The organism is Pseudoalteromonas sp. UG3-2 (assembly GCF_037120705.1).
In the GTDB taxonomy this organism is placed as follows: domain Bacteria; phylum Pseudomonadota; class Gammaproteobacteria; order Enterobacterales; family Alteromonadaceae; genus Pseudoalteromonas.
In genome coordinates this window covers 175,944-189,563 of sequence record NZ_JAWLJU010000002.1, presented here as the reverse complement: position 1 = coordinate 189,563, position 13,620 = coordinate 175,944, and the positions used below count along the sequence as shown (strand labels likewise).

Annotated in this window: 9 protein-coding genes; 5 read left to right on the top strand and 4 right to left on the bottom strand. The window is 43.9% G+C overall.

All coding sequences use genetic code 11. The annotated features are described in order from the left end of the window. Positions 1–3 precede the first annotated feature (3 nt). Together R3P39_RS04160 and R3P39_RS04155 are read left to right on the top strand one after the other, a co-directional pair. Complete coding sequence (locus R3P39_RS04160) at positions 4–1,287, top strand: YeaH/YhbH family protein (RefSeq protein WP_336565845.1); 1,284 nt, start codon at positions 4–6, stop codon at positions 1,285–1,287. 20 nt (positions 1,288–1,307) lie between these two features. Beyond that, on the top strand, positions 1,308–2,810 hold the full coding sequence (locus tag R3P39_RS04155) for a SpoVR family protein (RefSeq protein WP_336565843.1): 1,503 nt from the start codon (positions 1,308–1,310) through the stop codon (positions 2,808–2,810). A 444-nt stretch (positions 2,811–3,254) separates the two neighbouring features. Here R3P39_RS04155 and R3P39_RS04150 read toward each other — a convergent pair whose 3' ends face one another. After that, positions 3,255–4,229 carry a sensor domain-containing diguanylate cyclase gene (locus R3P39_RS04150; RefSeq protein ID WP_336565842.1) on the bottom strand — a complete coding sequence of 325 codons (975 nt, stop codon included), beginning with the start codon at positions 4,227–4,229 and terminating at the stop codon, positions 3,255–3,257. Between the two features lie 2 nt (positions 4,230–4,231). Next, a complete protein-coding gene (locus R3P39_RS04145; protein WP_336565840.1) occupies positions 4,232–5,236 on the bottom strand; it encodes a response regulator in 1,005 nt (334 codons plus the stop codon). A 202-nt stretch (positions 5,237–5,438) separates the two neighbouring features. Here R3P39_RS04145 and tpx point away from each other — a divergent pair, with 202 nt between their 5' ends. Further along, positions 5,439–6,020, top strand: a complete 582-nt coding sequence (gene tpx, locus R3P39_RS04140) for a thiol peroxidase (RefSeq protein ID WP_336565839.1) — start codon at positions 5,439–5,441, stop codon at positions 6,018–6,020. A gap of 67 nt (positions 6,021–6,087) precedes the next feature. Here tpx and htpG read toward each other — a convergent pair whose 3' ends face one another. Both htpG and recR read right to left on the bottom strand, forming a co-directional pair. After that, positions 6,088–8,001: a molecular chaperone HtpG gene (htpG, locus tag R3P39_RS04135; RefSeq protein ID WP_336565837.1), complete on the bottom strand. Its 1,914-nt coding sequence runs from the start codon at positions 7,999–8,001 to the stop codon at positions 6,088–6,090. Between the two features lie 162 nt (positions 8,002–8,163). Continuing rightward, positions 8,164–8,766, bottom strand: coding sequence for a recombination mediator RecR (gene recR, locus R3P39_RS04130; RefSeq protein WP_336565835.1), 603 nt, complete (start codon positions 8,764–8,766; stop codon positions 8,164–8,166). A gap of 253 nt (positions 8,767–9,019) precedes the next feature. On the opposite strand from recR, the gene R3P39_RS04125 reads away from it, so the two are divergent. Both R3P39_RS04125 and R3P39_RS04120 read left to right on the top strand, forming a co-directional pair. Then, positions 9,020–11,098: a M13 family metallopeptidase gene (locus tag R3P39_RS04125; protein WP_336565834.1), complete on the top strand. Its 2,079-nt coding sequence runs from the start codon at positions 9,020–9,022 to the stop codon at positions 11,096–11,098. Positions 11,099–11,463: 365 nt separating this feature from the next. Continuing rightward, positions 11,464–13,557: a TonB-dependent receptor gene (locus R3P39_RS04120; RefSeq protein WP_336565833.1), complete on the top strand. Its 2,094-nt coding sequence runs from the start codon at positions 11,464–11,466 to the stop codon at positions 13,555–13,557. Positions 13,558–13,620 lie beyond the last annotated feature (63 nt).

Below are 13,620 nucleotides of genomic sequence, written 5' to 3'. Positions count from 1 at the left end.
TATATGGCGCATTTTATCGATCGCCGCTTAAACGGCAAAAATAAGAGCACTCTGAACCGCCAACGCTTTATCCGCCGCTACAAAAAGCAGATAAAAAAGGCGGTGTCAGAGGCCATTAACAAACGCAGCGTGACCGATGTTTCTAGCGGAGAAAGTATTTCCATTCCGCAAAAAGACATCAGCGAACCCACCTTTCATCAAGGTAAAGGGGGCGACAGAGAAATGGTTCACCCGGGTAATGATCAGTTCTCTACTGGCGACAAAATTCAGCGTCCCCCCTCAGGCCAAGGCGGCGGTGCCGGCGAAGGAGAAGCAAGCGACCAAGGTGAAGGACAAGACGACTTTGTGTTTTCTATCTCTAAAGATGAGTATTTAGACTTATTGTTTGAAGACTTAGAATTACCCAATCTACAGCAAAGCCAGCTTGATAAACTGATGCAAATGAAAACTCATCGAGCCGGGTTTTGTAATGATGGTATGCCCAGTAACCTAGATATTGTGCGCAGCCTCAAAGGCTCAATGGCAAGACGAATTGCCATGACCTCAACTAAGCGTAAAGAGCTTAGAGAGCTCGAAGAAGAGCTTGAGCAGATGTTGGCCGAGCCTGTGCCACCGCAACAAAAAGTTAGCGATATCGAACAACGTATTCAAGTCCTCAAAGAACAGATTGCAGCCGTGCCGTTTATTGATGACTATGATTTGCGTTTTCGCAATTACGAGCGCCGCCCTCACCCCACCAGCAAAGCGGTTATGTTTTGTCTGATGGATGTTTCAGGGTCAATGGATCAGGCAACCAAAGACATGGCAAAACGTTTTTACATTTTGCTCTATCAATTTTTAACGCGCACCTACAAAGACATTGAAGTCGTCTATATTCGCCATCACACTCAAGCAAAAGAGGTCGATGAGCAAGAGTTTTTCTACTCTCAAGAAACTGGGGGCACCATCGTATCCAGCGCCCTCAAGTTAATGGATGAGATAATTCAAGAGCGCTACGCTCAAGGCGACTGGAACATCTATGCAGCACAGGCTTCTGATGGTGATAACTGGGCTGATGATTCGCCGCAATGTACACAAATCCTCAGCAACAAACTGCTCAATATTGTGCGTTATTATGCCTATATTGAAATCACTACCCGAGCGCATCAAAGCCTATGGCGTGAATATCAAGGGCTTGCTGATACATTTGATAATTTTGCTATGCAGCACATTCGCAGTGTTGAAGATATTTACCCCATCTTCAGAGAGCTGTTTAAGAAAAACAAAGACAAACAAAGTGCCGCGTAAAGAGTTTCGGAGGTTGTGCCATGACATACCAGCCGCTAGATGATGGTCCTGACTGGACCTTTGACTTGCTTGATGAATATCATCAAGAAATTGCTCGAGTTGCCCAGCACTATAAGCTGGACACATACCCTAACCAAATTGAAGTGATCACCGCGGAACAAATGATGGATGCCTATTCCAGTGTGGGTATGCCAATTGGTTACGCTCATTGGTCTTATGGTAAAAAGTTTATTCAAACAGAGCAAACTTATAAGCGTGGGCAAATGGGCCTGGCTTATGAAATTGTCATCAATTCTGACCCTTGTATTGCCTATTTGATGGAAGAAAACACCATGCCAATGCAAGCCTTGGTCATGGCCCACGCCAGTTATGGTCATAACTCGTTTTTTAAAGGTAATTACCTGTTTAAGACTTGGACCGACGCTTCCTCCATCATTGATTATTTACTGTTCGCAAAAAATTACGTTGCCGAGTGTGAAGAAAAGTATGGCATTGACGAAGTCGAAAACTTAATCGATTCTTGCCACGCCCTGATGAACTATGGTGTTGACCGCTATAAACGGCCGCAGCGGATCTCCATGTTTGAAGAACAAAAACGGCAAAAGGAGCGGGAAGATTATTTACAATCTCAAGTCAATGAGTTGTGGCGCACAATTCCAAAAGGCGAGGACGAAGCAATCGATAAGCGCCAGCGCTTTCCTTCTGAACCACAAGAAAATATTCTCTATTTTATTGAAAAGAATGCGCCACTGCTGGAGTCTTGGCAGCGTGAGATAATTCGTATCGTACGTAAAGTTTCACAATATTTTTACCCGCAACGACAAACTCAGGTAATGAATGAAGGCTGGGCCACGTTTTGGCACTACACCATCTTAAACCACCTCTATGATGAGGGAAAATTAAGTGACGCCTTTATGTTGGAGTTTTTGCAAAGCCACACTAATGTGGTGTATCAACCCCCTTACAACAGCAAGTTTTACTCGGGCATAAACCCCTATGCTTTAGGCTTTAACATGATGGTGGATATTCGCCGCATTTGTGAAAACCCAACGGCTGAAGATAAACAATGGTTCCCTGAATTTGCCGGCGCTGACTGGCTAGAAACCTTGCACTTTGCCATGCAAAATTTCAAAGACGAAAGCTTTATCAGTCAGTTTTTGTCGCCAAAGCTGATGCGTGATTTTAAGCTGTTTACCATTGTAGATAAGCAAAAATCGCCACACTTAGAGGTGGGTCCCATCCATGATGAAATGGGCTACCAACAGCTTCGCAGTGCGCTCTCAGCACAATACAACTTAAGTAACCATGAGCCTAACATTCAGGTTTATGATGTTGATGTTCGCGGCGACCGCTCTTTAACCTTGCGCTATGTGCCACAAGGGGGCATACCACTGGCAGGTTCGAAGCAAGAAGTAATTAAACACCTTTACCGCTTATGGGGATTTAAAGTAAGGCTAGAGCAAGTAAGTGAAGAAGGTATGGTTGAGGAAATTGCCCACTGCCCGATGGAAGAAAGTGAATAACACCGTTTGCAAACCAGTGGTATTACTTTTTAACCTGTACCTAGCTTGTTGAGGTGTCCGCCATCTCCTGCTCGTCCTGATCAGTAACTCCTTTACGCTGGCTGTAGCTGTGTACACAGCCGCTAAGGCGCCACTGTAAAACCACTACTTACATTTATTGGTACAACTTTATCGCGCTGTTTTCCGTTATTGTGCCTGGATAAAACGAACGGGCAGCTTAACAGCTTATACTGAGGTTCAAAGTGTAATACTATTAACAGCCTGCCACCAATGTGAGTGTTCACTTCCTATTGGTGTTGATTCGCCAAAAAGATTCTTATTTAATTAGAATATTCATGCCTGTAGGCCTGTCTCATCATAAACACAACGTAGTGCTTATTTATAAAGTAGTAGACACAAAGAGTTAAACAGCTGGAACCCTGATGGGTCAGCCATCTAAAAAGGTTATTTATTACCAAGCTTTGACGAATACACCGTGACTTGGTTACGACCATTTTCTTTCGATGCGTACAGCGCTTGATCGGCGGCTTCAATCCATTGCTCATGCTTGTCAAAGGCATCGGTGTACACGGCAACACCCAGGCTTACAGTTATCTTAATGCGCTGCTCATCGTAGTAGATGGAAGAGTTTTCAATTAAGCAACGTAGTCGCTCAGCAAAGGTAAGTGCTCCTGGCTCATCGGTATCAAGTAAGGTAACGGCAAATTCTTCCCCGCCATAGCGCCCTGCCGTGTCGGTTTCACGTAAAGTTTTACGCAGTAGATCAGAAATGTGTCTGATCGCTTCGTCGCCACCACTGTGACCATATTCATCATTAATGCGTTTAAAGTGATCAATGTCGAACATCAGCAGCGCACTTTGGCCCTGATTACGTTTTAAACGTTTAAACTCTTGTTTTAGGCTTTCTTCCCAAAAACCGCGGTTATGCAGTTGAGTCAGGCTGTCGGTTCGGCTGATTTTTTCTAACTGCTTGTTTAACGATTCGAGCTCCAGCTTATTTACCGCCTCATCGGTAACATCATAAATGATCACACAAATATGGCCGACGTCGCCTGTGACTGTGGTGAGAGGAATAAAAGTAGCGTTTTGGTACATATAATCCGCTTTACCAGTGATGGGACGGTAGTTTTTAAAGCGAAAAATATACGGTTGCTGTTCCCATATAGTAAAAGAGCGATTTTTCAGTACAAATACCGGCTCGGCTTTGGAGCGAAACCACTGCTCATCTATGCCAGGAAATAAGTCGAACACTTCTTTGTCTTTTACCGCGCTTGGCAATAAGCCAGAATGATTTTCCATAAAACCATTCCAAATACATACTTTGTAGTCGCGATCGAGCACCACCAAGCCTACATCTACGGTGTTAAACATATCCATTAACCAATGGATTTCATTCATATCAAAGTCGGCTGCTGGCATCGTTAATCATCCAATAAGTAAGCTACTTTATATTTCAAGGTTTTCAGCGAATCCTCAGTAAACAGTAACATTAAATCGCAATTGATGTTGTGATCTTCTATTCCATAGCTAATTTCTATCGCTAAAGTACGTTGCCACCGCGACTTATTCGCCTTAACTAACTCAGAGACATCGGCATGCTGCCCAAGCACAACTGGGTGCCCTTGACTGAAAGACATATCGAGCTGTTTCGATAAACCGGTTAATATTGCGCCAATCAAAATATTGCTAATGTCCATTAGCAGTTCCAGCTCAACCTTGTTGTTGAGCTCTCCATGGTAGTTCATTAACGAGGCAATTTCTTTGAAACTTGAGTCATTTAATAATAGCAATGCCTCACCAGACACCCCGCCACCGATGAATCCCTGGCAAACGCCAGACGTGGTGGCATTGGCGTCAATGGCTTGCAAGGCCATATGCAACTCATTGACTTCCAAGACATTAACATTGGGAATAGGTAACTCGACAAAGACGTTAAGTAGGCGCGCTAATAAGTCTCCGGCTTGACCCATAGCAACGTTGGTGAGCTCTTGATAGATATCACGTACTTCTGGGTCTAATTGCTCACCTAACTTATGGACTAAGCTTTCACGGATGGCTTTATCTTTTATGCCATGATGTTCAATAATCTCTGCAAGCTTAGCGGCATCGCAAGGTTTGCGAATAAAATCAATGGCACCCAATTCAATCACCCGCTGGTGGGCATTAGGCTGGATATCTCCGGATACAACTACGGTCAGTACAGACAAGCCCTGTTCATTAATGGCCTGGAGTACACCATAACCATCCATTTGCGGCATGTTGAGATCAAGAAACAGAATTTCAGGAGAGAGTGCTTTAATTTGTTCAATGCATTCAATACCATTTTCAGCAAACTCAACCTTGATGTCCCAATCATCAGGCAGTGACCGGGCCAATTGGCGGCGGGCAAGTTTTGAATCGTCGCAGATCAGGACTAGTGTTGACATACAAGCTCTCTTTTCTATTTCCCATGCTTATCGGCACATCGTTGGGAAGTTTTAGTTATAATTGTGAGATAAAAGCTCAAAATTGCGACATATGTTAATAAAAGACATCAATATTGACAATCTAAATATCGCTTAAGCTTGGTTACTTACTGTCAGTATAATACACTCAATTAAATTAAGTTAACTTCAAAAGGAATACTTTATGCTAAAAGCCCTATTGTTAGCGAGTAGTCTTATTAGTGCCTCGGCGCTTGCCTTTGACCTGCAAGAGAATACTCTCGATGCTGGTAAAGTGAAAGCAGGTGGTAAAGCAGTAGTATTACTTGGCTCCGGCGTCAATCAAGGTCAGCCTGCGCCAGACTTCAAAGTCGCTGATGCCGATTTCACGCCAGTCACCTTGGCAGACTTTGAGCGTCGCGCAGTGTTAATCAGCGTAGTGCCAAGTTTAGATACCGGCACTTGCAGTTTACAAACCAAGCATTTCAACGAGCAGGTGGCAGACAAGTTTCCCGATGTCGCTATGCTCACCATTAGCGCCGACTTGCCTTTTGCGCAAAAACGCTTCTGCAAAGCAGAAAATATCGACAAAGTAAAAACCTTATCAGATTCTGTATGGCACTCGTTTGGCGAAAATTATGGCTTACTGATCAAAGATATGGGGTTATTGAGCCGAGCTATTTTTGTCCTCGATAAAGACCATAAGGTAGTGTACAAGCAGCTGGTAGAAAACCTCTCAAAGGAGCCGGACTATGAGCCGGTAGTAGAGGCCCTAGAGCAGCTATAATTCACCAAGCAATAAAAAAGCCAGTTGCAAGCATGCTTGCAACTGGCTTTTAACTCTCTTGATAAACTTACTTATTTAAATCAAGCATCAACTTATTCAGGCGACTAACGAAGCCAGCTGGGTCTTTTAAGCTACCGCGCTCCGCCAACATAGCTTGGTCTAATAATACTTCCGACCACTGGGCAAACTTATCTTCGTCTTGCTCCACATTCAAGTGCTTCACTAACTGGTGCTCTGGGTTTAGCTCAAATACCGGCTTGGCTTCTGGCACCGCTTGACCAACCTGCTCCATAAGTTTTTGCATTTGCGAACTCATGTCGTGGTCGTCGGCAACAACACACGCAGGAGAATCCGTTAAACGATGAGTAAAGCGCACTTCTTTGACTTTTTCACCTAGCACTGATTTAACGCGTTCAATTAAGCCTTCGACTTCTTTTTCACTTTCTTCTTGAGCTTTTTTGGTTTCCTCATCGTCCATGTCGCCAAGGTCTAAATCACCACGCGTAATGGATTGAATTTGTTTTTCTTCAAATTCAGTGAGGTGGCTCATCATCCACTCATCAACACGGTCGCTTAGCAGTAATACTTCGATGCCTTTCTTACGGAAGATTTCTAAGTGCGGTGAATTCTTCGCTGCTTCAAAGCTGTCTGCAACCACATAGTAAATTTTATCTTGACCTTCTTTCATGCGCTCAATGTATTGCTCCAGCGAGACATTTTGAGTTGCTTCGTCTGTGTGAGTCGAGCTGAAACGCAATAATTTCGCAATGGCGTCTTTGTTGGCCATATCTTCTGCTGGGCCTTCTTTGATCACATTACCAAACTCATTCCAAAATACTTGGTAGTCTTCAGGCTTATTTTTGCCCATGCGATCAAGCATTTTTAATACCCGTGAAGTACAGCCTTTACGGATCGCTTGAGTGATCTTGTTATCTTGCAGAATTTCACGAGATACATTTAACGGTAGATCATTAGAATCTAGTAAGCCTTTCACAAAGCGCAGGTAGCTTGGCATAAACTGCTCGGCGTCATCCATGATGAACACACGCTGCACGTAAAGCTTAAGACCTGATTGGCGCTCGCGATTGTATAAATCAAACGGCGCTTTTTTTGGGATATATAACAAGCTGGTGTATTCAGTCTTACCTTCTACTTTGTTATGTGCCCAAGTCAGTGGCTCTTCCCAATCATGGCCCACATGCTTGTAGAATTCTTTGTATTCTTCTTCGCTGATCTCAGATTTGTCGCGCGTCCAAAGTGCAGTCGCTTTGTTGATGGCTTCCCACTCACCTGGTTGTGCTTCAATCTTTTCACCGTCAGGCCCTTCAGACTCAGGGACTGGCTCTTTGTATAGTTCAACCGGAATGGAGATGTGATCTGAATACTTAGTCACAATACCGCGCAGACGGTAAGACTCTAAAAACTCTGTTTCGTCATCACGAAGGTGTAGCGTGATTTCAGTACCGCGCTCAGGCTTGTCGATGTCGGCGATGGTGAACTCGCCTTCGCCTTGTGATTCCCACTCAATGGCGTGTTTTTCACCCGCTTTACGAGTACGAACAGTGACTTTGTCTGCCACGATAAATGCAGAATAAAAACCCACACCAAACTGACCAATGAGCTGTGAATCTTTCGCCTGATCGCCGGTTAAGTTTTTGAAAAACTCAGCTGTGCCCGACTTTGCAATGGTGCCCAGTGAGCTTATCACCTCATCGCGCGTCATGCCGATACCATTATCAGCGATGGTCACAGTTTTAGCGTCTTTATCAACGCTGATACGTACACGTAAATCGGCGTCACCTTCATAAAGGTCACCGTTTTGCAGTGCTAGATAACGTAGTTTGTCGGCCGCATCGGATGCGTTAGATACCAATTCGCGTAAAAAGATCTCTTTGTTTGAGTACAAAGAGTGGATCATTAGGTTTAATAGTTGTTTGACTTCTGTTTGAAAGCCTAATGTTTCTTTTTGAGCTGCGGACATTGTTCTCTCCAATATAAGCAATTAGTGCAGTTTGTATAAACAAAACCTGAATATGCTTGCTATATGGGGGAGGGAGAAAAAGGATTCAAGAGGGACAGTGCTAATTTTTAGCAATTCGCCCTACTTTTGCTTAGTTAAGTAGAGCGAAGTCATGAAGTGGGCTTAAGACAACTTTTTACGGCCGCTAAAAGCATGCATCAATGTCATGCCGTCGACCAAGTCCAGTTCCCCTCCCACTGGCATGCCATGGGCAATACGTGACGCATCGACTTGGTATTTATCGCATAGCTCAGAGATATAGTGAGCAGTCGCTTCGCCTTCAACCGTTGGATTCGTGGCGAGTATTACTTCCTTTATCTCACCTGCACTGAGTTTGCTTTCTAGAATATCTAAACCAATTTCATTGGGGCCAATGCCATCCAAAGGGGAAAGATGCCCCATGAGCACAAAATATAAGCCGTTATATTGTCCGGTTTGTTCAATGGCAAGAACATCGGTGGGCGACTCAACCACACACAATAGCCCAGTGTCTTGACGCTTAACGCTCTGACAAATATCACAGGTTTCTACTTCGCTAAACGTCCGGCAACTGCTGCAATGCCCTACAGCTTGCATCGCGTGTGACAAACATTGTCCTAATTGACTACCGCCGTCTCTATCACGTTCAAGCAAATGAAAAGCGATCCGTTGCGCCGATTTAGGCCCAATACCAGGTAAACAGCGTAACGCTTCGATTAGCGCAGTTAAACTTGGAGATAATTGCATAAAGTTACTTCTATTACAGGCATCGACTGATCACCTATTTCTGATTATGGCGAAATAATAAGGGATCTTTGCGTTGAATAAAAGCCCGGTGTATTTACCAACTCTACACTCGCTACAAGCTACAGCCTGAACCATCTACCATTCATTCACCGTAAAAAGTTGAGTTAGTACCTAATTAATTTAAGAATCATAGAGCATGGGCAGGATTATCTTGCCGCAAATGATTGATGATATCTATAACTAGAGAAAAGTAATGAAAAAAACAATTATAGCAAGTTCATTAGCAGCCTTGATGTTAAGCGGTTGCAGTGAACCAAGTATTAATGACAACAGTAGTGAAGTTGAAAAAGTTGCGGCTAAAACAGATAGCCCACAAGCAGAACTGGGCACTTTTGGAGTTGACCTGTCTGCTCGTGATGAAAGTGTTAAGCCTGGCGACGACTTTTTTATGTATGCCAGCGGCACTTGGTATGAAAACTATAAAATGCCAGCGGACAAAACACGATTTGGTGCTTTCTCAGCGTTAGCTGAGCGCAGCGAGGAACAGGTTAAAACTATCGTTGAAGAAATCGCTAATGCTAAAGACCTAAATGAAGAGCAACAGCTTATTGCTGATTTCTACAACGCCTATATGGACGTTGAAAGGTTAAATAAATTAGGCACTAAACCCATCGAGCCACTGCTACAAGAAATCGATGCCATCACAGATACTGATGGCCTAACAAAAGTATTCGGAGAATCTTGGCTCACCGGTGTTAAGTCGCCAATTGGCGGTGGAATGTGGTTCAACCGTTTAGACCCGAATAAATACGAAATGTCTATGGGGGCTGGTGGATTAGGCCTTCCAGACCGTTCATTTTATTTAGAGGATGCTGAGCGTTTTGTCAAAACCCGTGCAGAGTATGTTAAGCACATTGCTGACATGCTGAAAATTATCGGCAAAGATAAGGCTATGGAGCGTGCAGAGTCCATTTTGGCACTTGAAACTAAAATAGCTGCAGGCCATTGGCCACGAGAAAAGCGAAGAAACCGAGATCTAACCTTAAATCAAATCAAACGTGAAAACTTAGATGCTCAATACCCCGGCTTTAATTGGGATTTATACTTCCAGCAAACGGGTTACAAAGTCCCACAGCTGAATATGGCGCAACCTGAGCCGATCAGAGCAATGATTAAGCTTATTAACTCTGAAGACATAAACGTATGGAAAGATTATTTGGCATACCATGCCCTAAGTGGTAACGCTTCATTGTTATCAGAAGACGTTTTTAACACTAACTTTGCGTTTTATGGTAAGCACTTAAGTGGACAGCAACAACCTCGCGATCGTTGGAAACGCGCAATAAGTGCAATGTCAGGTACTCAGTCTCTAGGTTTTGCTATCGGTAAAGTGTATGTAGATCGCTACTTCCCTGAGTCTTCAAAGCAACAGATGTCTGAGCTGGTAGAGAATTTACGTAAAGCTTTAGGCGAAAGAATTGAAAACTTAGATTGGATGGGAGAAGAAACTAAGGTCAATGCGCAAGAGAAACTTGCTGCCTTCACTCCTAAAATTGGTTACCCTGATGAGTGGCAGTCATTTGCTGGCTTAACATTAACTGATGATGATTTAATGTCTAATGTTAAGAACTTAAGAACGTTTTTCCGCAATGAAAGTGTTGCCAAAGAGCTAGAAAAAACCGATCGTAACCGTTGGGGAATGACACCACAACGTGTGAATGCTTATTACAATAGCTCATTTAATGAAATCGTGTTCCCTGCCGCAATTTTACAACCTCCATTTTTCGATCCAAATGCGGATCCTGCCGTCAACTACGGTGGTATTGGTGCCGTGATAGGCCATGAAATGGGACACGGGTTTGATGACCAAGGCTCGAAGTCAGACGCCTCTGGTGTTCAACGTAATTGGTGGAGTGATGCTGACCGCGCTGCATTTGAAGAAAAAGCAGATAAACTTGCGGCTCAATACAGTCAATATGAACCAATCGAAGGTAACTTTGTTAATGGCCGCAACAGCTTAGGTGAAAACATTGGTGATGTCGGTGGCTTGGCAATGGCATATCATGCCTACAAGTTAAGCTTAGGTGGCAAAGAAGCACCAATTATTGACGGCCTTACCGGTGACCAACGCTTTTTCTTAGCATGGGCGCAAGTATGGAAAGAAAAACGTACCGAACAAAGTATGCTCAATCAGCTTCGTGCTGGTACCCACGCTCCTGGGCGATATAGAGCTTTAGCACCACGTAACCACGATGCTTGGTACAAAGCGTTCGATGTTAAGCCTGGAGATAAGTTGTACTTAGCACCTGAAGACCGCGTTCGTATTTGGTAATCGTTGCTAATTGCCCCATGGTTTTATTGTCATGGTGAGATTAGCGCGAACTAACCACTATTAGTGCTAATTAATTGTTAGCACTATCGTTATTCAGCTAGAGCAACGCTAACCTAATAGCACGTCAACTATTATTAGGCGCAACAAAATCAATGCGCTTATAACTGCGCCTAACACCACAGTTAGGCGCAGCTGCCAAAATAAATACACAGCCGCAGTCACACTTTTCAGCTTCAGATCCTAATATTTTAGCGAACAAAAATAAAAATCACTCTCATTAGAATGATCTTAATTAAACAAGTGACAGTATTACTATACGGTTTTTTTACTTAATAATGTTCGAAGTAACCACTGAGGATTGAGTTTTGAAGTTTACATTAACCTGTATAGCTGCTGCACTAACAATCAGCCAATCTGCTTTAGCTAACTTAGAAGACATAGAAAAGATTACCGTTGAAGGCCAACATTTATCTATCAACAAGTCCAATTCAGTTAAAACCCCTACCCCTATTATTGATGTGCCACAAAGCTTATCTATTATGACCGCGGAAGAAATTACCCAACGCGGCATCACCAGCATTGGCGCCATTGTTGACTATACTCCAGGCATAAATAACTCTCAGGGTGAAGGCCATCGTGATGCTGTGGTATTTCGTGGTGTGCGCTCTACCGCCGATTTCTACATCGATGGTAATCGTGACGATGTGCAGTATTACCGTGCTTTGTACAATGTTGAGCAAGTAGAGGTATTACGGGGCCCGAATGCGCTATTATTTGGTCGCGGTGGTACTGGCGGGATAATTAATCGAGTATCAAAAAAAGCCCAGTTAGATACTCAATTCGTCGGCTTTAACACTTCTGTTGATAGCTTTGGTGGCGTTAACGGTCAAGTCGACATAAACACCATGACCTCACAAAACTCGGCATTACGAATGAATGCCATGTATCAGCAAATAGAGGGAGACAGAGACTTTTACGACGGTGAGCGCTTGGGTGTGAACCCCACCATGCACTTTGAACTCAACGACACCACCTTGCTCGACCTGAGTTATGAATACATTAACCATGAACGCTTCATCGACCGCGGTATTCCAACCGCTGAAAATGGTCGCCCCGTGGTGGCATTAAATAATATTGTTTTTGCCGATCCGCAAAACAATTATCATCAATTAGACGCCCACACTTTGCGCGCCAACCTTAGCCATCAGTTCAGCGATAACATCAAGGGTAATCTCAATGCCTTTTATGGTGACTACGATAAAGTGTATGCTAACTTTTATGCTAGCGATTACGACCCAGTAAGCAACATTGTTGAGTTAGATGGTTATATTGATGAAACCGTACGTGACAACTTCATTCTCTCAGGTAACCTCATTGCAGAATTACAAACAGGCGATATAGAACATACCATTATTGTCGGCAGTGAATGGATCCAAACTAACTCAGACCAAAACCGCTTTAACCCGGTGTTCAGTACCACAAACTCCGATAAAGAGCGCTTCAATGTTGAGCGACCACTCGACTTTAACGCTTTTGCAGGAACCAATGCAAATGAGGTGGCATTTACCACAGGCTTTAGCGATTTAAATGATGACACCCGCGTCAACCTCGATGTCTTCTCTTTTTATCTGCAAGATGAAATTGCCATCACCGAACAATTTGATATTGTCTTAGGCGCGCGCTTCGATAGCTTTGATATCGAGGTATTCAATGCCATGCCCACGGTGCTTGAAACCCGCAGCCGAAAAGATGAAGAGATCTCTCCCCGTGCTGGGCTTATCTACAAACCGATGGAAAACGTCTCCGTTTATGCCAGCTACAGTGAGTCCTTCTTGCCACGAAGCGGTGAGCAATATGCCAATATCAATGGCAATAATAATCAGCTAGACCCAGACACTTACTCCAACCAAGAAATCGGGTTGAAGTGGAACTTTGACTCTGGCCTGAGCTTTACCGCCGCCCTATTTGAAAATGAGCAAAGTTCACCGCAGGTTGCCGATAACGACCCCGAAACCCTGGATGTCATTGATTCAGAGATTTCGGGTGTTGAACTGCAACTGACCGGCACCATTAGCGATGACTGGCGCCTTTCTGTCAACTACAGCTATCTAGAGGGTGAAATTGTTGACCGCAATGGGCCTACCGGCAGAACGCCCCGAGAGTTGCCTGAAAACACCTTCTCGGTGTGGACTAATTACCAGATAAATGCCGTGTTAGGTGTTGGTCTAGGGGCTACCTACCAAGGCCAAAGCTATATTGATAATGGCAACAACGCCATATTGCCGAGCTACACGCGTTTCGATGCTGTCGCTTATTACGACGTCTCAAACGACTTACGAGTGCAGTTAAATATTCAAAACCTAACCGATAAGCTCTACTTCCCCAGTGCCCACTCTACGCACCAAGCAAGCGTCGGTGAGCCGCTCCATGCCAAGCTATCCTTGATTGGTCGCTTTTAGGGAGTTAATAGGCAAAAAAATAGCGCCTTAAAGGCGCTATTTTTAGATTGCAGCTCTTATACA

Bases quoted from the DNA above. Each gene is read 5' to 3' on its own strand.
- R3P39_RS04160 (WP_336565845.1), top strand. From the start codon at position 4: ATGGCGCATTTTATCGATCGCCGCTTAAACGGCAAAAATAAGAGCACT.
- R3P39_RS04155 (WP_336565843.1), top strand. From the start codon at position 1,308: ATGACATACCAGCCGCTAGATGATGGTCCTGACTGGACCTTTGACTTG.
- R3P39_RS04150 (WP_336565842.1), bottom strand. From the start codon at position 4,229: ATGCCAGCAGCCGACTTTGATATGAATGAAATCCATTGGTTAATGGAT.
- R3P39_RS04145 (WP_336565840.1), bottom strand. From the start codon at position 5,236: ATGTCAACACTAGTCCTGATCTGCGACGATTCAAAACTTGCCCGCCGC.
- tpx (WP_336565839.1), top strand. From the start codon at position 5,439: ATGCTAAAAGCCCTATTGTTAGCGAGTAGTCTTATTAGTGCCTCGGCG.
- htpG (WP_336565837.1), bottom strand. From the start codon at position 8,001: ATGTCCGCAGCTCAAAAAGAAACATTAGGCTTTCAAACAGAAGTCAAA.
- recR (WP_336565835.1), bottom strand. From the start codon at position 8,766: ATGCAATTATCTCCAAGTTTAACTGCGCTAATCGAAGCGTTACGCTGT.
- R3P39_RS04125 (WP_336565834.1), top strand. From the start codon at position 9,020: ATGAAAAAAACAATTATAGCAAGTTCATTAGCAGCCTTGATGTTAAGC.